This is a genomic window from Bacillus sp. MAG717A (genome assembly GCF_036884855.1).
In the GTDB taxonomy this organism is placed as follows: domain Bacteria; phylum Bacillota; class Bacilli; order Bacillales; family Bacillaceae; genus Bacillus; species Bacillus safensis.
On the sequence record NZ_CP145733.1, the window covers coordinates 1,558,523 to 1,582,960 of the forward strand.

Genomic DNA, 24,438 nt, shown 5'->3' on the forward strand with positions numbered 1-24,438 from the left:
ATTAATTGAGCCTAAAATATAAATGGGAGATATGTATGGAAATTGGATATTTTAAGAAGCCAGTAATCAAAAAAACGACTAAATGTATACCAATTATTAATAAAGATGATATCAACATTGGATTTATAAAAAGATTTTATACAAATAAAGTTGAAAAGTTGATTGATCATATATTTGATGAGTTTTTTGTGAATGTTGAGGTAATGGATTCGAATGCTAATATAATTGTAAAGGCTATTGAAAATAAATCCCTCCATTCAATGTTTCGTGCAAACTGGGTGATAGAATGTAGAGATAATGGAAAGTTATTATTAGAAGATAGAACTAAAACCAAAATAAATCCAACGATGAAATTCATAATAAATGATACTATATATTATCCAAAGAAGGATTTTGCGAATAAACGTGTTAGAGTAGAAAACTTAGAGCAGACGATAGCTGAAATTACATACGATAAAATATTGCCTCCTGCAACAGTTAGTATTGAAAAAAAGGAAGGTGACTTATCTTTACATCTTATTGCATGCCTCTATTATATATTTATGTTAAGAGATTGAGCGGGCTCCCATTTTGAATCCCACGGTCTTTAAGCAATATAGAATTAGAGTATTTTAAATCATTACCTTAACTCTACCTTAAAAAAGGCAGATGATTCGCTAAATTTTGGCTAATCCCCTTCACAACTTTTGGGCATTGCTGTACCATATGGAAGTATTCTTCTATTTTTGACGGATCATGGTGTTTATCAGGAAATAGAATGATAGATGATACTTAGACAAAGAAGGAGAGGTAACGTGACGAACGTTTTAGAACTGCATAATGTATCTAGGCATATTCGCGGGAAAAAGATTGTTCAAGACTTGAGCTTTTCTGTCCAAGCGGGCGAAGTCTTTGGCTTCTTAGGACCAAATGGTGCAGGGAAAACAACAACCATTCGTATGATGGTCGGTCTTTCTCCCATTACATCTGGTGACATTCTGATTAATGGTCATAGTATTCAAACCTCCTATCAGCATGCCATCCAAGATGTCGGTGCCATTATTGAAAACCCAGAAATGTATAATCACTTAACGGCAAGACAAAATCTTGTTCACTTTGCCAGAATGAATGGGAAAGTGGATGAAGCGCGAATTGATGAGCTGTTAGAGCTAGTCAGCTTACAGCATGTGAAACATAAACGTGTGAGTACATTTTCATTAGGAATGAAACAGCGATTGGGCATTGCGCAGGCACTCATACATAGACCGAAACTGCTAATCTTAGATGAACCAACCAATGGACTTGATCCTGAGGGGATTCGAATGATACGAGATTACTTAAGAAGGCTCGCAAAGGAAGAAGGGCTGGCAGTTATTGTTTCAAGTCACCTCATGTCAGAGATGGAATTGATGTGTGATCGCTTTGCGATTATCCAAACAGGAAAGCTAGTTGCCATTGAGGATCAGCGTGCTGAGACGAAGCAGGATGATTTGGTTAATTATCGAATGAAGGTAGCAGCTGGGGAGCTTGAAGAAGCAAAGAAGCTCATTGGTGCATTTGAGGAAGGCGTCACTGTTAGAGACGAGGAGCAGTACTTATTCTTCTCTGTGCTAGAAGAAAAAATGCCAGAATTAATTCGTCATTTGAGCAGCGCGTCTATTCATTTGTACGAAATCAAAATCGAAAAACAAACCTTAGAAGATAAGTTCTTAAGCTTAACAGGTAAAAAGGAGGCAGACGTATGATTCGCCTCATTCAAAACGAGTGGATGAAGATCAGTTATCGTGTTGGTACTTGGATTATGGTTGGGCTTCTTGTATTAGGTATGGTTGCCACGTTGATCTTTGTAGTGAAAACAAATGACAAAGATCAAGCTTCAGGTGATTGGAAAACCCAGCTAGAAATGATGAATAAGGAAAACAAGAGGGAGCTCAAAGAGACAGAGAATGGTTTCTTTAAAAGAGAGCTTGAAAAAGAGATCGCTATTAATGATTATCGGATCAAGCATAACTTGCCGCCAGCTGATCAGTTTAGCGACAGTGTATGGGACTATGTGAAAACAAACGCCAATTTACTTCAGCTTGTCGGTGTGTTTGTGATCATTATTGCTTCCACCATTGTGTCGGCTGAATACAAGCATGGTACAATTAAATTATTATTGATTCGTCCACCATCAAGGCTAAAGATCCTAATATCTAAATATATTACGGTGCAGCTGTATGCTCTTTTACTTGTTGTGGTGCTATTTATCTTGTCATTCATATTGGGTGCTATTTTCTTTGGACTTAACACTGATTATGTGAATTTGGTGTATCAAAATGGTGAAGTGATTGAACGTTCGCAGTTTGCAAATATGGTCTATTATTATCTTGCTCATTGTGCAATGTTTGTCGTTTTGGGAACCCTTTCGTTCGCCATTTCTACAGTATTTAGAAGTGAAGCTATCTCCATTGCCATTAGTGTGTTAGCGTATATTGTGGGTGGATCAGTCACAGGTATTTTAATGCTCTTCTTTGATTGGTCAAAATATCTGTTATTTGCAAACGATCCATCCCAATACTTTATGGAACAGGTTACTCTTATCGAAGGTATGTCTCTAGGATTCTCTTTAATCGTCCTAGTCATCTATTGGGCTATTTTCTTAGCCATTGCCTTAATCGTCTTCCAAAAGCGAGAAGTGAAAACAGGTTAATTTAACTTTTTAGGAGGTTTACACATGATTAAACGTAAAGGTGAAAAAATTATGGGGATTATTAGTATTGTCCTCAATGCCATTGGTGTTGGGTTTGGGGCATTAATCCTCTCCGTGGGTCCATCTTTTTATGATGAAATCAATGAAGTGTTAAAAGAGGAAGGAGAAACATTGCCGATCGAAACGCTTCAGGCTTCGGTTCATGCATTTGGTACTCAGTTCATGGTCGTTTCCGCAATTGCTGCTGTGCTGTCGATTGTCGGTGTGATTTTCTTGAAAACTGACCGCCGTGCCGTGCTATCAGGTATTCTTTTCTTGGTTTCTGCTGTGACTCTTTTAATTGGAACAGTTGGCCTTGCATTTGTTCCAATGGTTCTATTGTTTATCATTGGATTAATGTCTCTTATTAGAAAGCCGAATACAGACATTCACACAAGTGAATATCCTTCATAATGATTGAAAAGACATGCGCATATCAGCGCATGTCTTTCTTTTTAAATGATGCCAATCAGCATCGCCACGAACAGAAGGATAATACTGAATCCCCACATCCAAAAGAAAGAGTAGCGGATGTGTTTCCCCATATCAACCCCTGCAAGACCTACAGCGAGCCAAACAGCGGGAGCAAGCGGGCTGACAAAGGTTCCGATAATGTTCCCAATCATCATGGCATATGCCGCAGAAGTACCTGGTACGCCAACTTCAGATGTAATGGATTCAACAATTGGCAGAAGGGCGTAATAATAGGCGTCTGTACTTGTCAGCATATCCAGTGGTACCCCAAACATCCCGACAATGATATGTAAAAATGGAAGCAGGAAAGCAGGTAGAATCTGAATGCTGTCCACAGCGATAGCTTTTAGCATTCCCGTTCCTTCGAGAATTCCTAGAAACGAACCTGCGGAGAAAATAACAGCGGCCATCATGAGTGCACTAGGTGCATGCGCCTTGATTCTCTCCATTTGTACATCCACTTTCGGATAGTTAATTAATAGTGCGAGAGAAAGACCAATCATAAACATATAACTAGCCGGAATCACGTTGAGTACAAGAAGGACAACAACAGCTATAAACAGAATGAAATTCACCCAAATCAAGTGATAGCGTTTTAAAGCAGCATCACCTGTCTCGCTAATGGATTGAATAGCCCGGTCCCAATCTGCGCCTTCTAATTGAACAGCAGCGATTTCATTTGCGGCGATTTTGACCCGAATGCGTTTTTCTTCTCTTTTTCCTAAAATAAATGCCATTCCTAATACGAGAACGACCCCAATGAGCTGAATGGGAATGAGCGGCACCCAAAGTTCAGATGGGTCCATATTAAGGACACTCGCTGCCCGTCCTGTGGGTCCAGCCCACGGCACCATATTCGTTAAGCCAGCACTTGTCCCGATCAATAACAGCAATAAGTACGGACTCATATGTAATTTTTTGTAAAGTGGAAGTAGTGCAGGTACAGTTAATAAAAATGTAGTCGCTCCTGCTCCGTCTAAATGAGCGATGACTCCTATTAGAGCTGTCCCCATCGCAACCGTGACAACATTTCCCTTTGTCAGTTTAATCAGCGTTTTTATTACAGGTTCAAAAAACCCTGTATCTTGTAAAATGCCAAAAAATAAAATGGCGAAGATGAACATGGTCGCCACTGGCAGTACTTTGATAATCCCTTCTTCAAAGAATGATTGAATGTCATTAATCCCAAAGCCTGCAATGAATGCCCCAATTAAAGGCACCATGACCATGGCGACAATTGGACTTGCTTTCCCCCAAATCAGCAGCACAACAATCGTTAAAATAATCATCAAGCCAACAAACGTTAACATAAGCCCCTCCCCCTGCAAATAAACCGTTTACATTTATCTATACTTTCCATCCAATGCATTCCCACAGGTGCATTGAAAAAAAAGAGTATCAAATTTATGAGTATGAAGCAACCGCTTTCATACCTATACAATGGTAAAAAAGGATGGAGAGACCAGTCGTGGTGCGGTATCAAATCTTGTAAAAAATTTATATAAAAAATAACGATTAAATTTTATCATATTTAATATGGGTATTTAGACTTGTTTAAATCAAAAAGCGCCCAATAAATGGACGCTTCTTTCAATTATTTTTTCAAGATGACGTACTCGTAAGGATCAAGTTGAAGCTGCTCAGGCACTTGCTGGCCAGTCAGTATATTCTCATAGCTTGCCTCTGAATCTAGTGACATGTTCTGCTGCTCTTCTGAAAAATTCATCAAAAACACATAGTCCTGCGTACCGTCTGTTCGTTTTTGTACGCTCACTCCTTCTGGAATTGCAGTGGATAGGACGGGCTGTATGCCAATGCCTGCGATAAGGTCTTCGTAAAACTCATCATAAAAAGCCTGTTCATTTTCTGAGGCCATATAGTATGCCTTCCCTTTTTCTAATGAACGGACAGTCAGGGCTGGCTGTCCTTCGTAGCAGCCATTCTCAAAATGCCCTAGCACAGAGGCCGTTTCAGGATGTATGGATTCGCAATATTGTCCGACATGATAGGTGCGTCCATTTCCTGTCGTCATTAACACATGTTCATCTGGCATCAACGTGTTGATTTCCTCTGCCCAAATGCCAAGTACATGGCGGAGAGGACCAGGGAAACCTCCAAGGAAACAGAGATCATTTTCATCGACCATGCCGCTCCAGTAAGTCGCAATAAAAATGCCGCCCGCTTTGACAAAGGCTTCAATTTTTTCTGCAACGCCTGGTTTGATCATGTAGAGCATTGGCCCAATGAGCACACGATAGGATGAGAAATCCTTTTCCATTCCGACAATGTCAACAGGGATGCCTTTTTTCCAAAAGCTTCGATAGTGAGTTTGACAAGCTTCTACATAGCGTTTGTTTGTATTATTTAAGCCTTGCGCATCATCAATGGCCCAGTGGTTTTCCCAATCATAAATGATGGCAACCTCTGGCTGAACGGATGTGCCCGCAATTGGCTGCAGCTGCTCCAGTTGTTTCCCTAGATCAGCTACCTCTTGAAACACGCGCGTATGTTCATGACCAGAATGATCGACAACGGCACCGTGGAATTTCTCGGAGGCGCCTCGGCCTTGCCGCCACTGGAAATAAAGTACGGAGTCTGATCCGTGGGCAATTGCCTGCATGGCAGAAAGGTGTGCCATGCCTTTATGTTTCACCTTGTTCACTTCATGCCAGTTCACAAGGCTCGGCGTACTCTCCATGACGAGAAACGGCTGTCCGTCCTTTAAGGAACGATACAAATCATGTACAAAGGCAACGTTTGATGCTAATTCAGCAGTTGTTTCTCTGCCGCTATGCCAAGCAGGATAGCTATCCCATGAGATCACATCGACCTCTTTAGCAAATTGATGATAATCCAGCCCAAGGAATGGACGCATATGCGGATAGTCGCCCATAAAATTCGTGGTTACTGGGATATGAGGCGTCAATTCTCGCAGCGGTTCAATTTCATTTTGATAAAAATTAATCGTTTGTGCTGTAACAAAGCGCTTCCAATCCAAGTTCATGCCGTGAATCATATGCTCCCCGTGTGGTGCAGGTGACTCGATTTGTGACCAATCACTATACGTGTGGCTCCAAAATCCTGTCCACCATGCTTGATTCAAAGCTTCAAGATCATGATTGTATTTGTCTTTTAAATAGTCTCGAAATGCTTCCTGGCAAAGGTCGCAATGACACTCGCCGCCGTACTCATTCGAAATGTGCCACATGATCAGTGCTGGATGATCCTTGTAGCGTTCCGCAAGCAGCCGGTTGAGTGTATTCGTTTTTTCTCGATAAACAGGAGAGGTGAAGCAATGATTATGGCGCAGTCCATGTAAGTTACGCTGACGATTCGCTTCGACGCGCAATACTTCTGGATATGTTTGTGACAGCCAAGCAGGTCTTGCTCCGCTTGGCGTTGCGAGAATGGCGTGTGCCCCCTGCGCTGCCAAGCGGTCCATGATGTCATCCAGCCATGCAAAGTCATACTGACCTTCTGCTGGTTCTAGCTTACTCCATGCGAAAATGTTGATGGAGAATGTTTGACAGTGTGCAAGCTTCATTAATCGAAAATCTTCGTCTATGATCTCTGGCATATGGAGCCATTGATCTGGATTGTAATCGCCACCATGCAAAAAGCCTTTCACATTTGGGTGAACGAGTGGGTAACGCTTTCCCATTTTGTCACGTCCTATCCTTTTAGTTACGGTGTCATTTGTTTAAATACATCAAGAGAAGGCAGTGCTTTTCCGTTGAAATCAAACATCGCTTGATTTTCCCACGCATTTCCGACAGTACCGGTGGTTTGGATATAAGCGAGCCCGTATTGACTAGACCACGGAGCACCTTTCGCTGGAATCCAAAGCGGCTCCCAATAAAAGAACCCTTTTCCGCGGTTGTTGTTTACTTTTGAAATCTTTTCGGATAGATCTCGTATAAAAGATGCCTGGCCTTGAGGTGAGGCTGGATAGCCGGCTGTGTTGACAGAGTCTTGATTAAATGAGTTATCTAGGTTGTCACCGTTTGCTGTCGTAAAGCCGTAAGCAGTTTCCACCACGATGACGTCTTTGTTATAGCGGGCGCTAATATCATTCATATTGGAGGTCAGACCGCTAAAGCCGCCGTCCCAATACGGGTAATAAGATAAACCGATCGTATCGAATGAGACGCCTCGTTTTGTGATTTCATCAAACCACCAGCGGGATGCACCATTGTCCCCGCCATGTGCAAGGTGAAGCATGATTTTGATGTTTGAATCAACAGAGCGGACGGCATTTGTGCCAGCCTTTAGCAAAGCAGCGAGCCGGTCAAATTCACCACCGCCTTCACCCCAGCTTTTTCCGTTTGGCCACAGCATACCTGAGTTCAACTCATTCCCGACCTGAACCATGTTCGGCAGAGCATTTTGCGCTCTCATCGCTTTGAGCACATCGCCTGTGTAAGTGCCGACTGCTTTTTCTAAATCACTTTGTGAGAGGGACGCCCACGCTTTCGGTTTGAATTGTTTACCAGGATCGGTCCAGAAATCACTGTAGTGAAAATCAAGCAGCACTTTCATATTTTGTGCTTTTGCACGTTTCGATAAAGCGATGGCTGTATTGAGATCATTTGTCCCGCCGTTATAGGCACGACCTTGATTGTCATATGGATGGTTCCACAGTCTGATACGCACATAGTTGACGCCTTTATCCTTTAATAGCTTGAGCGGATCAACCTGCTGTCCGTTCTGGTTGTAGTATTTGCCTCCGCTTTTCTCTACTTCTGCAAGCATAGAGATATCGGCTCCTTTGATGAAATCACCTTGCAATCCATTGATCGGCTGAACAGAAATCGCATCTGCCTTAGCTTCAGGCAAAACACCTAACCCTATCAGAAAGAAAACGACAACAGTGACAAGCAACCATTTCTTCATCAAATCTCCCCTTATCCTTTTGTCCCGCCTTGTGTAAGACCGGATACAAATTGTTTTTGTAAAACAAGAAACAATAAAGCAACTGGAATTGCAATGAGTAAAGCCCCGGCTGCAAAGGTCGTGTAGCTGGCACCCATTTTATCTGACACAAGATTGTACAGACCGATTGGGAGCGTATACATTTCGGGTGAACGGACAATGACACTGGAGATGATGAAATCACCCAGTGGACCTGTAAATGAGTTGATTGCGACAACAGCTAAGATGGGCTTAGCGAGCGGCATAATAATTTGGATGAAAATCCGGAAATGCCCTGCACCATCCATTCTGGCTGATTCGTCGAGATCCTTCGGAATCGCATCAAGATAGCCTTTCATTAAATACGTATTCATCGGAATTTGTCCACCTGCATAAATCAAAATCAGGGCAAGGTGGCTGTTAATGAGTCCAAGCATTTGAGCAAGAACAAAAATCGCAATCAGCGCTGAAAATTGAGGAATCATTTGCAGCAGCAAAAAGAGCATCAGCCCATTTTTCCGTCCTTTGAAGCGGAATCTGGAAAAGGCATAGCCTGTAAAACTAACAAGAATCAGCGTTAAAACCATTGTGGCAATACTGATCTTCATTGAGTTCCAATACCATTTTGCATAAAGTGCTCCCTGACCGAAGAACAGCTCGGTGAAATGGCTGAACGTTGGATTCTTCGGAAACATACTGGTACTCATCAGGCTGTTCCCAGGATTAAAGGAAGCACCGATCGTCCAAAGCAGTGGATATAGAATACAAATGGAGGCAATGAAAAGGATAAAATAAGTGATGCTCAGGCGAATGAGCTTGTTTTGTTTTGATCCCATATCACATCATGTCCTCCTCTTTGAATGAATTCGTTCTCTTAAACTGCCAGAGTGCAATGGCGATGACAAAGATTGAAAGTAAGATCGTGACTGCGGCAGCAAGTGCATATTGAGAAGACTGCATCGTGAGTTTGTAAATCCAAGAAACCAAGATGTCAGTTCCCCCAGCAGTTGAGCCAGCCACAGGCGGTCCTCCGCCATTAAATAAGTAGATGATATTAAAGTTGTTAAAGTTAAACGTATATTGCGTGATTAATATAGGCGCAATGGAATAAAGGACAAGCGGTAACGTGATGGACCGGAATTTCTGAAAGAAGTTTGCCCCATCGATGGTCGCAGCTTCGTATAGATCCTCTGGAATCGCCTGCAAAACACCGGTTGTCATAATGAAAACAAAAGGGAATCCAAGCCAAGTCTGCATCGCGATGAGGGCAATTTTGCTCCAAAATGGATCTGTCAGCCATGGTTTTGGATCAATCCCAATCGATGCAAAAAGTGTGTTGTTAATGGCTCCAAATGTATCGTTGAACAGTCCGGCAAACACCAAAATGGTCACAAAACCTGGAACAGCCCAAGGAAGAATCAAAATCGTTCTAAAAAACCGTTTTCCCTTTAAATCCTTCTGGTTGAGCAGAACCGCTAGAAAGATGCCAATGGCACATTGAAGGGTCGACGCAGCCAACGTCCATACGACGGTCCAGCCAAGTACATCAATGAAAGTGTCTCTCCAAATATCAATTGAAAAGATATTTTGAAAGTTCTTGATCCCAACCCAATCAATCAGATTGGCAGGAGGTGAGTGGTATAGATCGTAGTTCGTAAATGCCAGCGCAAAGCTGAACATAATAGGAAAGACAACAGAGAATAGAAGTAAAAAGAAAGCAGGAGTGCTCATTAAGTAAGGAAAGCCTTGGTCGATAAGCTGATGATATTGAGCTCGGATGGAATGGAGCGGAACCCCTTGATCACGTTTTTTTCCGTTTATAAAAGCGTCACGCATCATGAGTACGTAAAAGCCGATACCAAAACCAGCTGTTAACAGCGCAATAATCCCTTTTGCCAAAAGGAAAACAGAGTTGTCACGAGGCAGCATCGTACCTAGTGTGAACAGCCCCCAGAAGCCAATATTGAATAAATCATAAAATACGATGAAAAAAGAGACGCCGAATAGGAAAAAAAGTGCCCCTTTACCGTACTGTTTATTGTATATCTGCCCCATCCCGGGTATTAAGGAGAACATTAGCGCCCGTCTCCGGTGTGTCTTTGATTCCATTATGTGTGTGCGGTCTAGTTCAAGGTTACCCGTCACGTCTAACACCTACTTCATATGAAATTAGATCAAATACGGGCAGCTTGATAGACTTAAAGGCTACCCGTGTTTGATGATTATTTAGAGTGATTTGCTTTAATTTGAGAGTCGATTTGATTGACCGCATCATCAAATGCCTTTTTCACATCTGTCCGGCCTGTCGCAATAAGACCTAATGCGCTGTCAATCGGCTTCCACACCTCTGCCATTTCAGGGGTATTCGGTGTCAGCGTGGCATATTTCGTTTGTTTTGAAACAGCATCTGCATTTGCGTTTTCAGTAATAATTGGATCCTTCATCAGCTTTTTCACTGGTGGAATTTCCTCTGTCACTTCGAATCGTTTCTTCGAATTTTTTTCATTCGTGATAAACTCAACAAATTTCTCAGCAAGTTCTTTATTTTTAGAATAAGAGGAGACGTTGTAGCTCTTTACACCTAGGAATGAGCTCATATGCTTTCCGTTCGGGAGTGTTGGCAGCTCTGTTACGCCATAGTCAATTCCAGCTTCTTTATATGGACCAAATGACCATGGACCAGAAATGACAGCTGCCGCCTTTTTCTCTGTGAATAAGGAGTTGAGGACATTGATTCCTTGTTCACCAATGATGCCTTTCGGGAAAAGTCCTTCGCTAAAGAATTTTTGAATGTATGCTCCGCCTTCGATGGCGCCATCGTTGTTAAGACCAATATCATTCACATCATAGGAGCCATCGTTTTTTTGTTTGAAAATATAGCCCCCTGATCCGCCTAACACACTTTGTGCATAGTAAATTTCATCCCATTTCGCAACAAAACCGTATTTCCCGTCTTTTGTCAGCTTTTTCGAAAGGTCATACCAGCCATCAAGTGTAGTTGGTGCCTTTTTGACAAGGTCTTTGTTATAGAAAAGCACGGTTGTTTCAACGGATTTAGGAAGTCCATACAGCTTGCCGTCTACCGTTTGTGATTGAATGGATTCGTCTGTGAAGGAATCGATTACTTTTTGATCAGGCTTGATTTCCTGTAACAGCCCCTCAGTAACAGCTGATCCAATTTGATCGTGAGGCATTGTAATAACGTCTGGGCCTGTCCCCGCTGCTCCATCAAGGCGGAGAGCTTCGATTTGGTCGGCATACGCTTTTTCGACCACTTTGATTTTCACATCGTTTTGTTTTTCGAATTCTTTTACAGCGTCTTGAATCCCATCAGACTTTTTGACATCCTCCCATACTAGCAAGGTCTTTGTACCTGTAGATGCTGGCTGAGTCCCGCTTGAATTGTCATCTCCTGGCCCGCATGCTGAAAGCAGAAGCACAGCAGTACCAACGACTGCTGATAATGTCGCCCATTTTCCCTTTTTCATTGGTAATCCCCTCTCGTTCTTTTTTCACAGATGATAAGAAAACGCTTTCTTAATGTGAGAATATCAACTTAAGTAAAAAAAGTAAACATATTTTATTAAATTTATTAAGTAAAATTTTTTACTCATATAGAGAGAAAAGAAGCCCTCCATATTAGGAGGGGCTTCCAGTTGATTATATGGTGCTTTTTCGAAAAACAGGCTCTGAGGCAATCAGAACAGTTTTAGGCAATGTTCTGCCGTCCACAAGTCTTTCTAAAAGTAAATCGATCGCTGTCTCACAAAGTAATGACGTATGGATATGATACGTGGTGAGCGGTGGCGACACATATTGAGATACATGAATATCGTTGATACTAAAAACGCTGACGCGATTCGGCAGAGAAAATCCACGCTCATTTAATGCTTGTAAGCAGCCGATGGCAAGAGGGTCACTAGCGACACAAAAAGCGGTGGGCAGATCATCACCAAGCTCATCAATTGCCTTCATCATGAGCGAATAGCCTTCATCGACTGAGAAATGGTGGCCGATATAGACCAATCGCTCATCAAGCATATGGCGGGCAAGCATGTATTCACGGAAAGTCGTTTCACGAATATCTGGAATGTGCACGTTCGTATTTAGATCAAGGTCTGTGCCTCCTATGAATCCGATGGATTGGTGTTCTTTTTCGATAAAAGAATCGATGATCTTTTCTACAATTCGTTTCAGGTTCGGCTTTACAGAATCAAAACGATCTTCATCTGGTGTCGTATCAATAAAGACAATGTGCGGAGTGACCGCATATAATTGGTCAAGCTCTGATGTTTTAAATCGGCCGATGGCGATGATCCCTTCTGTAGCAGGATCAATGGAATGAAGGCCATCAGACGGATTGTAAGCGGTAACATTTAAACTCCGAGTGTTGGTCAGTTCCTCAATGCCTAGTCGAATGGATTTAAAATAAATATCTTCAAGCTCTTCCTTTTCGGTCATCCAATAGAGAAAGGCGATTTTTTTTAATGAATGTTTGAATGTCTTCTTTTGGTAGGACAAAGCTTCTGCGGCGGCATATACTTTTTCGCGTGTTTGATCGGTGACAGATAGGTTGGGATCTTGGTTCAGTACGCGAGATACCGTTGCAATGGATAAGCCTGCTTTTTCTGCAATGTCCTTTATTTTAGCTGCCAAATCAGCACCTCCTATAGAAAATATCTCCTCTTAGTATAGAGTCTTTAAAAAAATTAGTAAATATTTTTATTAAATTGTTTTCGTTTAGACGGTTCTTTACGTGCTGGAAAGGAATTAGTAAGATATATATATGTAAGGTGTTGGATTAAGATTTCTGATAGGAGAGGGGCCGATGTATTACGATGCACTGAAGACTTTTGTGACAGTGGTGGAGGAGAAGAACTTTACAAAAGCAGCCCAAAAGCTGCGGATTTCTCAGCCAAGTGTCAGTCTTCATATTAAGAACTTGGAGCAGGAATTCCAGACCGTTCTGCTGAATCGTTCGCCGAAGCAATTAACCGTTACACCAACTGGGGATATGCTGTACCATCGATCAAAACAAATCATTCGTCTCTATGAACAGGCGAAGCAGGACATTTATGAGCATCATCATTTGGCAAGAGGAAAGCTGACCATTGGGGCGAGCTTCACAATTGGTGAGTATGTGCTGCCGCAAATATTGGCGGAGTTTCATCAGCTCTATCCGCATGTTGATATTGAGGTGGTCATTGATAATACAGAGGCGATCGCCGGACATGTCCGTTTATTCCATGTCGATATCGGTTTGATCGAAGGACAAACCAATGACAAAGAGCTTTCTGTAGAAACTTTTCTAGAGGACGAGCTGTATATTGTGGCGCCATTAGATCATCCTTTTGCCAAGAAAAAAGATGTCACCATTGATCAATTACAAAACGAAACATGGATCACGAGAGAAGAGGGATCAGGGACAGGAGAATATTTACAGCATGTCCTGAAATCAAATGGACTGAAAGCACGAACCTTTGTGACCTTTAGCAGCAATCAAGCCATTAAAGAAGCTGTGATCCACGGAATGGGTCTTTCTGTTTTATCTAAATATGTCCTCCAGCGAGGCAGCATTGGCGGTGAATTGGCTGTTATTTCTGTGAGAGGCATGGATTTCAAACGAAAATTCTCCTATGTCGAGTCACCGATGACTGGGGGAAATAAAAATAAGGAATTGCTCGTTGAATTGTTAAGGAAAGAGAAAAAAGGAGCTTCTCCACAATAGGAGAAGCTCCTTTTTTTATAACCCTTTGATTTTGATTTCATCGACTGGAAGGAAGATTTCACCTGTATCTGTATATTTCATGGTGACCTGATCGCCCTCTTTTAAATAGATGACGAGAGGTTCTTTTTCAGATGACATAGTGTAGCTTTTTCCATCGTCTAGCAGGAAGGTGACGGTTGTATAATCACCGGTCTTTTCTTTGTAGACTCGTTTGACCTTCCCTGCTGCTTCTTTCTTTTCTTGCTTAGAGGAACTGTTAACGGTACCGCCGCCTTTTTGCAGAGCTGTTTTATAGGCTCTCAGTGCTTCGTTTGGTGTAGACGCGTACGCAGCGATTTCTGGATTGGCTGCAGAAACAATAAAGTAGTTTTGCAGGAATCCATTTGAATCGAGAACCGGTGTGAGCCAGCTGGCTTCACCATAGAAATTATAGAGAATCGGCATGCGGCCTTTCCATTTCTTCTCGATGAAACGTTTCTCAATAATTTGCAGAGCGCCCTGAGAATCCATATAGGATTCTTCAAGATTTCCGGTATAATAAGTCGCTTTTCCTGTCCGGGCATTTGTCAGGGCATATCCGAGCATGGAATCAACGCCCTCTTTCGGACTTGTGAAATCTGTGAAGTAATACATATCTCCTTTTGAATCAAACACTGGGCTCACATTTGCTTCCGTTCCTTCATCGGAAGGCAGCTTTACATCTGACTTCCCAAACATACTGTTCCAGAACCCGTGAATATAGTTTCCGAAATAGCTGTTTTGCAGACTGACCGCCTCTGGTGAAACAGCACCGTCGATAAAGGCAGGTACTTGATCTAGAGCATATTTCTTTGTCGCACCTGTTTTGGCATCAACTATGACCACACCGGAAGCTTTAAAGCCGTTTCGGGCAGAAATGAAATCGCCATACGTTTGAATGTAATAAGGCTTGCCGTCATCATTGATTTCCAGCTGTGTGCCGCCGTAGAAAATCAAATCTGGGTACTGGAGACGGATATGCCGCTCAATTTCTTTGTTGAAATAGGAGGAAGGCGTATAAACCATCTCCGTCTTCACGAACTTTGGATTAGCAGATGAGTCGGTCGCGCTTAATGTAAAGTAACCCGGCGTGCTGCCTGCACGAATCCATTTAAAGAAGTCCGAGAATTCCACCGGAGCGATGTAAACATACTCACCGTTGACCTTCTGAATTTGCAAGCTGCCAAGCTCATAGTAGCTTGTATTTGGAACCTGTCCGAACGATTTCTTCATTTTATTACGGGCAAATTGAGGCGGTACACTCGCAGGTGTTTCTGTCTCTTCAAACGCCTTGATTTCTACTTTTTGCTCCATTTTGGAGACATCGAATTTCTCATTCGCATTGAATAGAAAAGCTGTCGCCATGTAAACACCGAGCAGCAATAGAATAAGAAACAGCACGCCTTTGATTTTACGCTCCAATCCAACTGACAAAAAGGCGCCTGCTGCTGTCACAACAAGACCAATCAGCCATAGGGAGGAAGGATTCCGATCTAAATTGGTGATGTAATAGAAAACAAAAATACCGATCATAAACAGCAAAGCAAGGCCTGCAATCCACATGAACGGCACCTGCTGTTCTGTTCCTTTCTTTCTTATAATCAACCTAATTGGTGTGAGCAAAAGGGTCAGGACAAGACCGATCACAACCGAAAATAACAGAATATATCCCACAAACAGATCTCCTTTCAAATCAATCACTCTTTTAGTATATACGAGTGAGGCAGGGAAAAGATTCATCGGATGGAAGGTTCATCTAAATGCCAATCGAGTTGATGGCGGAACGAACATCTTCTTTCAGTTCGTAAAACTTGAGTCTTTGTTCAATTTTTTCTATTAAGGCATCAATGGCTTGACCTGACATATGTGTTTGGATGCGATTTTGATGTGTATACACTTTGATCTGAAGTTCATCGATTAGATCTAAAATTTTTTCCGCTTCTTGACGGTCATCTGCAAATTCATTTTGAAGCTGATGCCGGATGGCTCTGATAAGTGCTGTTTTCTGTTCTTCTTTGATCTTTGCTTTCAAAGCTGCCAGCTCTGCTGGTGTCATGTCTTCCGTGTCAAAGTTTGCTTTTGAGAAGATGGAGCTTGATGTATGCGTATCTGTCATTCTTTGCAAAAAACGATCTGCATCTGTTGGTTGTTTCTTTGAAAATTCCATTTATCGTACTCCTTAAGAAATACCCATGTTCTTTGCCAGGGCTGTATCTGCATCGTGGTATTGTTTTCCAAGATCGCTCATATCATCTGATATTGAGACCATCCACCTTTTCATATTCATAGCGCTATCAATCGCTGTATCATACTTTTTGACCGAATAGAACTCATTTTCAAGACCCTCTGTTTTTAAGTGTCGAATCACGGTATCTACATCTGAAGCCGTTAGCTGATCATACGAACCGAAACCGACAATTTGTTTGTATCTCGAACGAACTCGTTCTACCGATTGATCTACTTTGTCATCGGGTTTCTCAATTTTGCGAATGATTTGCTGCATATGGTGATCGGCATATGTCGAGAATTTACGCCCTGTGTTCATGAGAACGTGGGACTTAATTAAAATCGCCACTACACTATGCGGATCAACATTAGATTGACCCAACTGTTGTAACATGGCCGTGGTAAGAGAAGGATTTTTTCTCAACATATCATCAATGGTTTGAACGGAGCCATCTGGCGAAAAGGTATAACGATCTAATCCATGGCTGCCAGCGAGTGCTTCAAGAAATAAATTCGCATCCAGTGAAGGATTCACACTCATTGCCCGATTGAGGAGGTCTTTTATGAATTGGACGGCTTTTGAGGAGTCCTCGGAGTAATCGACGCCTTCAGGGAGAGCGGCATCATACATCACTTTCACTCGGCCGATTTCTGTCGTATGCCGATTTAAAAGAGAAAGCCCGTCATTGAGATTGATATATTCTGTTAATCTACTGCGGTAATCGCCTTTTAATGCTTTAGCCTGTAGGCCATCCGATAGATTTGGGTAAATATTCGGATTCTCAAAGGTGACCCCTCCTTGAATAAAATCATTTTTGACAAGAACATAGGAAGCATTTGACCCGCCGAGTGAATGCCCTGTCACATACATCTTCGCATTCGGCATTTTCTTATGGATTTCTTTCGCATATCGATCCGCTTGAACCATTTGATTCTCTGCACCATGCTCAAATGGGATATTTTTAATCAGATACTTTGTATCCGAAACCATCCAATCTTGAACAATTTCATTTGTATAGGCGGTTGTGCCTGTTGTCAACTTAGTCGTCACTTCCTGTGAACCCTTCGACCGACTAAAAGGAGGCAGCTTCGTCAAAATGGTAGAAAGAAGATCATCTGACTCTTTTTTTCCATGTTTTTTAATGGTATCTTTATATTGGCCTGCACCAATCGGTTCTGAGCCACGGTATGCGATGACTGCGTTTTTGATTTTGGTGAGGTCTTTGCCGCCATTCGATCGAGTGAAATCCTCTTCAGAAACAAGAGTTAAGGCATTGAGCCCTTTTTCCGTCTCTTTATAATCAATGACGTACATGTTGTTACCATTACTTATTTTTATCATGTTTGAATCACTATAATTTTCTATTTTATAGGATTCGTCCGAAATTTTATTATAGTCTTCGTCGCTAAGCATAATTCTTGATATCTTTTTAGACAAAACTGTCACTCCTGTAATATTTATCATAATAATTATATTATATAGTTTATTAAATATCTATTATGGTCTGGGATTTAAAGAGCATAAAGTTTAAAAATATATTTTAACTTTTTAAAAGGTGGATATAGTTGCTAATGAAAAATACATTAAAGGTTTTATTTGCTCTAATTATAATAATAATCATATCGGTGGTAGTGCTTTTAATCCAACATGATAAGCAAAATAAAACTAGCGATTCAGGAGGAAAGAATACTGTGCAAGAAAAAGAGAAAAGTGATCAACAAAAGGCAGAAGAACTAGCTGAAAAAATGAAACCGAAAATAGAAGAAGACCTTCATGAAATGGACATCCATCAATTTATAAAAGATATAACTTTTAAAAAGGGAGTTACCATTAGTCCTATGGGCTATATTATTGTTAAAGGATACGTTAACGATGAACCTGAGAAGTTCAATTTTTCTGCATCTTTAAAGTATAGAACTAATGAAATTAGTTCTATGAATTATTCATATGAGTTATCAATTCGATTCAGGGACTGGGAAAAATATAAAGATGAACCGGAATTAAAAGAGAATTTCCTAAAAAGCCTCCCCAAAAAAGAACGCGAACAATATCTTAAAGACATTGGAGAAAAAGAGTAATAACAAGTAAGTAATTTCCGATTAACCCCAAATAGTTGAAACAGGCATATGCTATCATTCACCTAACAACACTATTAAAAGGGAGAGATTTCATCCATGGCAAATACAAAGAAATTGATCTTGGATGTAGATACTGGAATCGATGATGCGATTGGGATTATGCTGGCAGTGAAAAGTAAGCAGTTTGATATGTTGGGGATTACAACGGTGTGCGGGAATGTGTCTGTCGATACCGCTACTTTGAATACGTGTAAAGTGCTTGAGTTGGTTGAGGCAGATAACATTCCTATCATCAAAGGTTCAGCAACCCCTCTTTTAAGAGCACCTCATTATGAACATCGGGTACACGGTGAGGATGGAATTGGTGGCGCTTTAAAGGACGCCCGGCCTAAGAAGACCGCAGATGCTGGTTTTGCGCCTGATTTTATCATTGAACAAGTGCTGCAGTATTCGAAGCAGGTCACGCTTGTGTTGACAGGGCCTTTAACGAATTTAGCCCTTGCGGTAAAAAAATGCCCTGAGCTGATTCATCATGTGAAAGAGGTCATTTTTATGGGGGGAGTCGTGCAGGGACAGGGGAATGTCACACCGGTTGCGGAATTTAATACATATGCAGATCCAGAAGCGGCAAAATTGGTGCTGGATGCTGGGTTCCCTTCATTGACTCAAGTGGGACTGGATGTCACGAGACAGGTCTTGTTAACGGATGAGAGAATCGATGCCATTCAAAATGAAACGTTGGCAGCTTACATCAGAGAGAGTACAAGCATTTACCGCCAACGCTATTTTGAGCGCAATGGTGTGTGGGCGTGTGCCATGCATGATCCGCTTGCTGTAAGTCTTGCCATTAACAAGAAGCTTGTAAGCACACAGGCTTATCATGTAGAAGTGGAGACGAAGAGTGAGTTTTGTGACGGTCAAATGATCTGTGATTTTCAGCACCAATGGGAGAAAGAGCGCAATGTCCAAGTGTGTATGGATGTAGATGCTGAAGCTTTTTTTGATTTATTGATCAAAACGATGAATTCATAAAAAAGAAGTCTGTGCAAACAGGCTTCTTTTTTATAAGATGGGAACATGAGGAAATGTATGCGCTCACATGATTAAGGAAGGAGTGAAGTCAATTGGCTTCTGTCAGTTTAAGTAGTATTGAAAAAATACGAGCAGCAAGCAGAGGATTGCCGCCAAAGCTGAAAGGAATTGCAGAACATATTACGAGTGAACCTGGCGACATTATTCATTTGTCTATTGTCGAGCTTGCCAAAAAGACAGCTAGCTCAGAGGCAACGATTTTTCGTCTTTGTAAAAGGCTTGGATTTGAGGGCTTTCAAGACTTGAAAATTGCAATTGCCCAGGAAATAGATCAAACAAAGCCTGATTATGTAGACGAAGAAATGAGTCTTGATGATGATACGGCCGTTTTTATGCAAAAGGTTTTTCAGGCGAATATATCCGCATTAAAGGATAGCTTTCAATTGTTGAATCCAGAGGATGTAGAAAAAGCCATACAAATCATTCATGAAGCACAGCGCTTAGAGTTTTATGGGAGTGGCGGGTCTGGCCTCATTGCAACAGACGCTTTTCATAAATTTATGAGGACAGGCATCAACTGTATTGTTCATACGGATTCTCATTTTCAAGCGATGTCTGCCGGTCTTCTAGACCAGCACAGTACAGTGATCGGTATATCTCATTCTGGCCGGAATAAAGATTTACTCGATGCGATGAAAACAGCAAAGGAAAAAGGCGCGAAAACCATCGGTATTACAAGCTATCAGCGTTCTCCATTGAGCCAGCTTGCTGATGTCACGTTGTATACATCGACGCAAGAAACGGCCTTTCGAACAGAAGCGATGTCTGCAAGACTTGCTCAGCTCACTGTCATTGACGTACTATACTTTGCACTTGCTCACTTAAGGCAGCAGGAAACTTTATCGAATTTAAAACAAATGAGAGAAACCATTTCACAAAAAAGGGTGTAATGGTTTCAAAAATAAATTTTTCTATTAATGAAAAATGCTGTTGTGGTAACGATTGTGAGCTTTTAAGTGAAAAAAATTTTCTTTTCAGTCGTTGAATGTCGAAAAAATTATTCCTATAATGGGATTTAACAGGTATAAGAAAACAATAAATATGATTTCAAATCAATGATTGGGCGTGATACAGATGAAGGGAAACCAGGCGGTAATTGGTTTGGATATTGGAACAACAAGTACAAAGGCGGTTCTGTTTGGACCACAGGGGAAAGTGATAGCAAAGCATTCGGTTCCTTATGATCTCATTCAGCCCCAGCCAGCATGGGTTGAACAGGACCCTGAACATATATTAGAAGCCGTCATTGCAAGTGTAAGAGGTGCATTGACGAAAGCAGCATTTGATGCAAAACGTCTCATAGGCATCGGAATTAGTACAGCGATGCATTCCTTGATTGTGATGGATAAGGATGGCAAGGCGTTAACGAACAGTATCATTTGGGCAGATAACAGAAGTGCAGAACAAGCGAAGCGAATCATTTCGGACATGGATGGCTTCCAAGTGTATACAAGAACCGGTACACCGATCCATCCAATGTCACCGCTTTCAAAAATAAGGTGGTTCAAGGAAATGGAACCTGATGTCTTCAAGAAGGCAGCGAAATTTATTTCCATCAAAGAATATATTCTTTATCATTTCTTTGGCCAGTATGTGGTCGATTATTCAATTGCTTCAGCAACAGGGCTGTTCCGATTGGAAACGCTTCAATGGGATGAAGAGGCGCTTCGTATTACTGGAATTAAAGCCAATCAATTGTCTGAACTTGTTCCGACGACGCATCAGCTCAGAGGTCTTCAGCCAGAGATCGCCCTGCGAATGGGTATTGCGGAAGATACACCATTTGTGGTTGGTGCGAATGATGGGGTTCTCGCGAATTTAGGTGTGGGAGCGATTGGAAAAGGTGAGGTGGCTGTCACGATTGGGACAAGCGGTGCAGTCCGTACGGTCGTGGACAAACCAATCACAGATGAACAATCAAGAACGTTCTGCTATGCGTTGACTGATAAGCATTGGGTGGTTGGAGGACCGACAAATAATGGCGGAATCATGCTGAGATGGCTGAAGGATGAATTTGGATCCTCAGAGGTGGAGGTAGCAAAGCGCCTTGGAGTGGACCCTTACGATCTGATGATTGATATTGCGAAAAAAGTTCCAGCCGGCTCAGAGGGACTGCTGTTTCTGCCATTTTTAACAGGTGAACGTGCACCTTATTGGAATCCAAATGCGAGAGGCACTTTTTTTGGGATCGGTCTCCAGCATAAGCGGGAGCATTTTATAAGAGCTGTGTTAGAAGGCGTCATTATGAGTGTTTTCTCAATCGGTGTTGCCTTAAGGGATTTAACCGGTTCAGCAAAGGATGTCAGGGCTTCGGGTGGATTTGCACGATCTCCGCTGTGGCGGCAGATTTTAGCGGATACGATGGGCAGGGAAGTACTTGTCCCAGAAAGCTACGAGGCATCAGCACTTGGGGCGGCTGTCCTCGCACTTCATAGTTTAGGTTATATGGAAGAGATAGAAGAGGTTCAAGATTGGATTCGAATCTCTGCCCGTCATGAACCAAATATGGAGAACAATGAAACATACATAGAACTGTTTTACTTATATGAGCGCCTCTATGACAAACTGAAGGATGAATTTGATGTCATCAGTGCGCTGCAATTAAAACAAAATCATTAAACATCAGGGAAAAGGTGGGAGAGCATGCTTTTATTCATCGTGATTGCAGCAATTGTCCTGTTACTCATCCTCATAACAGTTGCTAAGTTGAATCCGTTTGTGAGTTTAATTATTACTTCTATGTTAGTCGGCTTTGCCACAGGAATGGACCTGCAGGAAATCATTCAATCCATTAAAACGGGGTTAGGCAATACGTTATCATTGTTGGCCATAGTTCTAGCACTTGGCACCATGCTTGGGAAAATGATGGCTGAATCAGGTGGAGCTGAGCGGATCGCTCACACATTAATCGGGCGGTTTGGGACAAAAAATGTGCATTGGGCTATGATGTTTGTTGCCTTTATTGTGGGGATACCTGTCTTTTTCCAGGTCGGATTCGTTCTTCTCATTCCTTTATTGTTTACGATTGCGATTGAAACGGGCATCTCGCTCGTGACAATTGGGATTTCGCTCATTGCTGGCTTGTCTGTCGTTCATGGTCTTGTGCCGCCTCATCCAGCTGCCATGGCGGCTGTCGGCATCTATCATGCCAACGTGGGGAAAACCATTTTCTTTTCCATTATTGTCGGTTTACCGACAGCTATTATTGCTGGGCCGCTGTATGGGAAATGGATTGGAAAACGGATTCATAAACCAGTTCCAGAGCTGCTGAGAAAGCAATTTACTGAACGCAATGAAGATCGAAAACTTCCCGGCTTTGCAAATACGATGTTTACGATTTTAGTGCCCGTGATTCTAATGCTCCTTGCCACACTGGCAGATATTATTTTACCAGAGGACAGTTTATGGTTTCAGATATTCAAGTACATTGGAGATCCAATTACAGCACTGCTGATTGCAACCGTGTATTCTTTCTTCAGTCTTGGCTTTGTGCAAGGGATGAGCCGTGACCGGGTGCTTTCCTTTAGTAATGAGTGCTTAGGTCCGATCGCTTCCATTCTGCTTGTCATTGGAGCAGGCGGGGCTTTCAATAATGTGCTTATCGATTCAGGTGTCGGTGATTATATTGCAGATTTAGCCAAACACTCGCCGATCTCGCCAATTTTGCTTAGCTGGCTGATTGCTGCGGTTATTCGTGTGGCAACAGGATCTGCTACGGTCTCCATGATGACCGCAGCTGGTATTGTCGCACCGATTGCTGCATCTATGCCGGATGTGAGCAGAGAGCTTCTAGTGTTAGCTACAGGGGCGGGTTCGTTGATTTTGTCTCACGTCAATGATTCTGGTTTTTGGCTGATTAAAGAGTATTTTGGTATGACCATTAAAGAAACGTTTTTGACATGGACGGCTATGGAGACGATCATTTCTGTTAGTGCTATTGCATTTATTATGATCATTAATATGTTTATATAACGAAACACAACAGCCTGGTTCTACGGAATTGGGCTGTTTTTACTTTTATCCATACCTCCTTTTTCAGATTGGGGTAAAATGAAGATATTGAAAAGCGGGAGGCGGACACGATCGAACCATTAAAACATGTTTATCATAAATTATTTATTGAAGAATTAGCGGAGAAACTTGCACAAGCGTCGACTGGATTTGATGCTGAAGAATTCCAACGGCTTGTGCTCCAAAAGGATTGGGAGCAGCTGGAGTTAAAAGGCAGAATGAGAAGAGTCACTGAATCAATGCATGCCTGTCTACCTAAGGATTATGAGCAGGCAATTAAGGTGCTGCGTCAGACAGCCCCGCATTTTTCAGGACTTAGTGCGCTTGTATTTCCAGACTACGTCGAGACGTACGGTCTAGCACATTGGGATATCTCGATCAAGGCGCTCGAATTCTTTACACCTTTTTCCACTTCTGAATTTGCTGTTCGGCCTTTTCTGATTCAGGATCAAGATAAAATGCTGGCGCAAATGCTCGTCTGGTCACAGAATCAAAATGAGCATATCCGGCGGCTTGCTAGTGAAGGATGCAGACCACGTTTGCCATGGGGATTAACTGTTCCTGCGCTTAAAAAGGATCCTTCGGTTACGCTGCCTATATTAGAAAACTTGAAGTCGGACCCAGCGCGGTATGTGCAAAAAAGTGTAGCGAACCACTTAAATGATATTTCTGCAATTCAGCCTGATCTGATGAAAAAGATGGCTAAAAAATGGTATGGAACGAATGAACATACGAACTGGATCATCAAACATGCATCCCGTACATTACTAAAAAAAGGCGATCCAGATATCATGGCTTTGTTTGGTTATGGGGACGATCCATCTGTTCAAGTAACGGATTTGAAGGTAGTGCAAAATCCCATTCGTATTGGAGAGAAAATGACCTTTCAATTTATACTTCAAGCTGTTAAGCCCCTAAAGCTGCGTGTAGAGTATGCCATAGACTATGTCAAAGCCCGGGGTACCCGCAATCAAAAGGTATTTAAAATCACAGAGTTTGAAACAAGTGCAGCGTTACATAGAGAATTCGTCAGGTCACAGTCCTTTCAAAATATGACGACGAGAAAGCACTATGAGGGAATCCATACTTTAACGATTATCATCAACGGCATCCCAAAAGCATCGGTTGATTTTGAGGTAACAGAAGATAGCAGCTCATGAAAAAACCCGCCATTTCGGCGGGTTTTGGT

Annotated in this window: 21 protein-coding genes; 11 read left to right on the forward strand and 10 right to left on the reverse strand. The window is 42.0% G+C overall.

All coding sequences use genetic code 11. The features are described 5' to 3' along the window. Positions 1 to 35 precede the first annotated feature (35 nt). The 4 genes from V6Z54_RS07975 (at position 36) to V6Z54_RS07990 (ending at position 3,124) form a co-directional block, all read left to right on the forward strand. Positions 36 to 557: a hypothetical protein gene (locus V6Z54_RS07975; protein WP_338527894.1), complete on the forward strand. Its 522-nt coding sequence runs from the start codon at positions 36 to 38 to the stop codon at positions 555 to 557. A gap of 237 nt (positions 558 to 794) precedes the next feature. Next, positions 795 to 1,724, forward strand: a complete 930-nt coding sequence (locus V6Z54_RS07980) for an ABC transporter ATP-binding protein (protein WP_041087465.1) — start codon at positions 795 to 797, stop codon at positions 1,722 to 1,724. After that, positions 1,721 to 2,671 carry an ABC transporter permease gene (locus V6Z54_RS07985; RefSeq protein WP_039182707.1) on the forward strand — a complete coding sequence of 317 codons (951 nt, stop codon included), beginning with the start codon at positions 1,721 to 1,723 and terminating at the stop codon, positions 2,669 to 2,671. The genes V6Z54_RS07980 and V6Z54_RS07985 overlap by 4 nt, the downstream gene beginning before the upstream one ends. Before the next feature lie 24 nt (positions 2,672 to 2,695). After that, entirely contained in the window at positions 2,696 to 3,124 is a 429-nt protein-coding gene (locus V6Z54_RS07990) for a DUF4064 domain-containing protein (protein ID WP_338527895.1), read from the forward strand. 41 nt (positions 3,125 to 3,165) lie between these two features. On the opposite strand, the gene V6Z54_RS07995 is transcribed toward V6Z54_RS07990, so the two are convergent. From V6Z54_RS07995 to V6Z54_RS08025, 7 genes are all read right to left on the reverse strand, one after another. Continuing rightward, positions 3,166 to 4,494: a citrate:proton symporter gene (locus tag V6Z54_RS07995; RefSeq protein WP_073979543.1), complete on the reverse strand. Its 1,329-nt coding sequence runs from the start codon at positions 4,492 to 4,494 to the stop codon at positions 3,166 to 3,168. 284 nt (positions 4,495 to 4,778) lie between these two features. Continuing rightward, complete coding sequence (locus tag V6Z54_RS08000; RefSeq protein ID WP_041087473.1) at positions 4,779 to 6,845, reverse strand: beta-galactosidase; 2,067 nt, start codon at positions 6,843 to 6,845, stop codon at positions 4,779 to 4,781. A gap of 23 nt (positions 6,846 to 6,868) precedes the next feature. Then, positions 6,869 to 8,077, reverse strand: coding sequence for a glycosyl hydrolase 53 family protein (locus tag V6Z54_RS08005; RefSeq protein WP_338527896.1), 1,209 nt, complete (start codon positions 8,075 to 8,077; stop codon positions 6,869 to 6,871). 11 nt (positions 8,078 to 8,088) lie between these two features. Next, complete coding sequence (locus V6Z54_RS08010; protein ID WP_041087477.1) at positions 8,089 to 8,931, reverse strand: sugar ABC transporter permease; 843 nt, start codon at positions 8,929 to 8,931, stop codon at positions 8,089 to 8,091. Position 8,932: 1 nt separating this feature from the next. Next, a complete protein-coding gene (locus V6Z54_RS08015; RefSeq protein ID WP_052468267.1) occupies positions 8,933 to 10,204 on the reverse strand; it encodes a sugar ABC transporter permease in 1,272 nt (423 codons plus the stop codon). A gap of 113 nt (positions 10,205 to 10,317) precedes the next feature. Continuing rightward, complete coding sequence (locus tag V6Z54_RS08020) at positions 10,318 to 11,583, reverse strand: extracellular solute-binding protein (protein WP_338527897.1); 1,266 nt, start codon at positions 11,581 to 11,583, stop codon at positions 10,318 to 10,320. A gap of 172 nt (positions 11,584 to 11,755) precedes the next feature. Then, positions 11,756 to 12,751 carry a LacI family DNA-binding transcriptional regulator gene (locus V6Z54_RS08025; protein ID WP_338527898.1) on the reverse strand — a complete coding sequence of 332 codons (996 nt, stop codon included), beginning with the start codon at positions 12,749 to 12,751 and terminating at the stop codon, positions 11,756 to 11,758. A 172-nt stretch (positions 12,752 to 12,923) separates the two neighbouring features. Here V6Z54_RS08025 and V6Z54_RS08030 point away from each other — a divergent pair, with 172 nt between their 5' ends. Continuing rightward, complete coding sequence (locus V6Z54_RS08030) at positions 12,924 to 13,823, forward strand: LysR family transcriptional regulator (protein WP_041087486.1); 900 nt, start codon at positions 12,924 to 12,926, stop codon at positions 13,821 to 13,823. 15 nt (positions 13,824 to 13,838) lie between these two features. On the opposite strand, the gene V6Z54_RS08035 is transcribed toward V6Z54_RS08030, so the two are convergent. From V6Z54_RS08035 to V6Z54_RS08045, 3 genes are all read right to left on the reverse strand, one after another. Continuing rightward, positions 13,839 to 15,515: a hypothetical protein gene (locus V6Z54_RS08035; RefSeq protein ID WP_338527899.1), complete on the reverse strand. Its 1,677-nt coding sequence runs from the start codon at positions 15,513 to 15,515 to the stop codon at positions 13,839 to 13,841. Positions 15,516 to 15,597: 82 nt separating this feature from the next. Then, positions 15,598 to 16,008: a hypothetical protein gene (locus tag V6Z54_RS08040; protein ID WP_041087490.1), complete on the reverse strand. Its 411-nt coding sequence runs from the start codon at positions 16,006 to 16,008 to the stop codon at positions 15,598 to 15,600. A gap of 12 nt (positions 16,009 to 16,020) precedes the next feature. Further along, a complete protein-coding gene (locus V6Z54_RS08045; RefSeq protein WP_338527900.1) occupies positions 16,021 to 17,505 on the reverse strand; it encodes a lipase in 1,485 nt (494 codons plus the stop codon). Positions 17,506 to 17,639: 134 nt separating this feature from the next. Between V6Z54_RS08045 and V6Z54_RS08050 the strand changes: the two genes are divergently transcribed. The 6 genes from V6Z54_RS08050 (at position 17,640) to V6Z54_RS08075 (ending at position 24,409) form a co-directional block, all read left to right on the forward strand. Continuing rightward, positions 17,640 to 18,146 (forward strand): DUF1433 domain-containing protein, encoded by a 507-nt coding sequence (locus V6Z54_RS08050; protein ID WP_338527901.1) that lies wholly within the window; start codon positions 17,640 to 17,642, stop codon positions 18,144 to 18,146. 96 nt (positions 18,147 to 18,242) lie between these two features. Then, positions 18,243 to 19,178: a nucleoside hydrolase gene (locus tag V6Z54_RS08055; protein ID WP_338527902.1), complete on the forward strand. Its 936-nt coding sequence runs from the start codon at positions 18,243 to 18,245 to the stop codon at positions 19,176 to 19,178. 92 nt (positions 19,179 to 19,270) lie between these two features. Next, complete coding sequence (locus V6Z54_RS08060; RefSeq protein ID WP_041087503.1) at positions 19,271 to 20,128, forward strand: MurR/RpiR family transcriptional regulator; 858 nt, start codon at positions 19,271 to 19,273, stop codon at positions 20,126 to 20,128. Between the two features lie 184 nt (positions 20,129 to 20,312). After that, positions 20,313 to 21,857 carry a gluconokinase gene (gene gntK / locus V6Z54_RS08065; protein ID WP_338527903.1) on the forward strand — a complete coding sequence of 515 codons (1,545 nt, stop codon included), beginning with the start codon at positions 20,313 to 20,315 and terminating at the stop codon, positions 21,855 to 21,857. A 24-nt stretch (positions 21,858 to 21,881) separates the two neighbouring features. Continuing rightward, positions 21,882 to 23,210, forward strand: coding sequence for a GntP family permease (locus V6Z54_RS08070; protein WP_039182672.1), 1,329 nt, complete (start codon positions 21,882 to 21,884; stop codon positions 23,208 to 23,210). Between the two features lie 257 nt (positions 23,211 to 23,467). Then, positions 23,468 to 24,409, forward strand: coding sequence for a DNA alkylation repair protein (locus V6Z54_RS08075; protein WP_338527904.1), 942 nt, complete (start codon positions 23,468 to 23,470; stop codon positions 24,407 to 24,409). The last annotated feature ends 29 nt before the right edge of the window (positions 24,410 to 24,438 follow it).

Bases quoted from the DNA above. Each gene is read 5' to 3' on its own strand.
- V6Z54_RS07985 (WP_039182707.1), top strand. From the start codon at position 1,721: ATGATTCGCCTCATTCAAAACGAGTGGATGAAGATCAGTTATCGTGTT.
- V6Z54_RS08005 (WP_338527896.1), bottom strand. From the start codon at position 8,077: ATGAAGAAATGGTTGCTTGTCACTGTTGTCGTTTTCTTTCTGATAGGG.
- V6Z54_RS08075 (WP_338527904.1), top strand. From the start codon at position 23,468: ATGAGAAGAGTCACTGAATCAATGCATGCCTGTCTACCTAAGGATTAT.
- V6Z54_RS08050 (WP_338527901.1), top strand. From the start codon at position 17,640: ATGAAAAATACATTAAAGGTTTTATTTGCTCTAATTATAATAATAATC.
- V6Z54_RS08030 (WP_041087486.1), top strand. From the start codon at position 12,924: ATGTATTACGATGCACTGAAGACTTTTGTGACAGTGGTGGAGGAGAAG.
- V6Z54_RS08010 (WP_041087477.1), bottom strand. From the start codon at position 8,931: ATGGGATCAAAACAAAACAAGCTCATTCGCCTGAGCATCACTTATTTT.
- gntK (WP_338527903.1), top strand. From the start codon at position 20,313: ATGAAGGGAAACCAGGCGGTAATTGGTTTGGATATTGGAACAACAAGT.
- V6Z54_RS07975 (WP_338527894.1), top strand. From the start codon at position 36: ATGGAAATTGGATATTTTAAGAAGCCAGTAATCAAAAAAACGACTAAA.
- V6Z54_RS08000 (WP_041087473.1), bottom strand. From the start codon at position 6,845: ATGGGAAAGCGTTACCCACTCGTTCACCCAAATGTGAAAGGCTTTTTG.
- V6Z54_RS08020 (WP_338527897.1), bottom strand. From the start codon at position 11,583: ATGAAAAAGGGAAAATGGGCGACATTATCAGCAGTCGTTGGTACTGCT.
- V6Z54_RS08055 (WP_338527902.1), top strand. From the start codon at position 18,243: ATGGCAAATACAAAGAAATTGATCTTGGATGTAGATACTGGAATCGAT.
- V6Z54_RS08015 (WP_052468267.1), bottom strand. From the start codon at position 10,204: ATGGAATCAAAGACACACCGGAGACGGGCGCTAATGTTCTCCTTAATA.
- V6Z54_RS07995 (WP_073979543.1), bottom strand. From the start codon at position 4,494: ATGTTAACGTTTGTTGGCTTGATGATTATTTTAACGATTGTTGTGCTG.
- V6Z54_RS08040 (WP_041087490.1), bottom strand. From the start codon at position 16,008: ATGGAATTTTCAAAGAAACAACCAACAGATGCAGATCGTTTTTTGCAA.
- V6Z54_RS08070 (WP_039182672.1), top strand. From the start codon at position 21,882: ATGCTTTTATTCATCGTGATTGCAGCAATTGTCCTGTTACTCATCCTC.
- V6Z54_RS07990 (WP_338527895.1), top strand. From the start codon at position 2,696: ATGATTAAACGTAAAGGTGAAAAAATTATGGGGATTATTAGTATTGTC.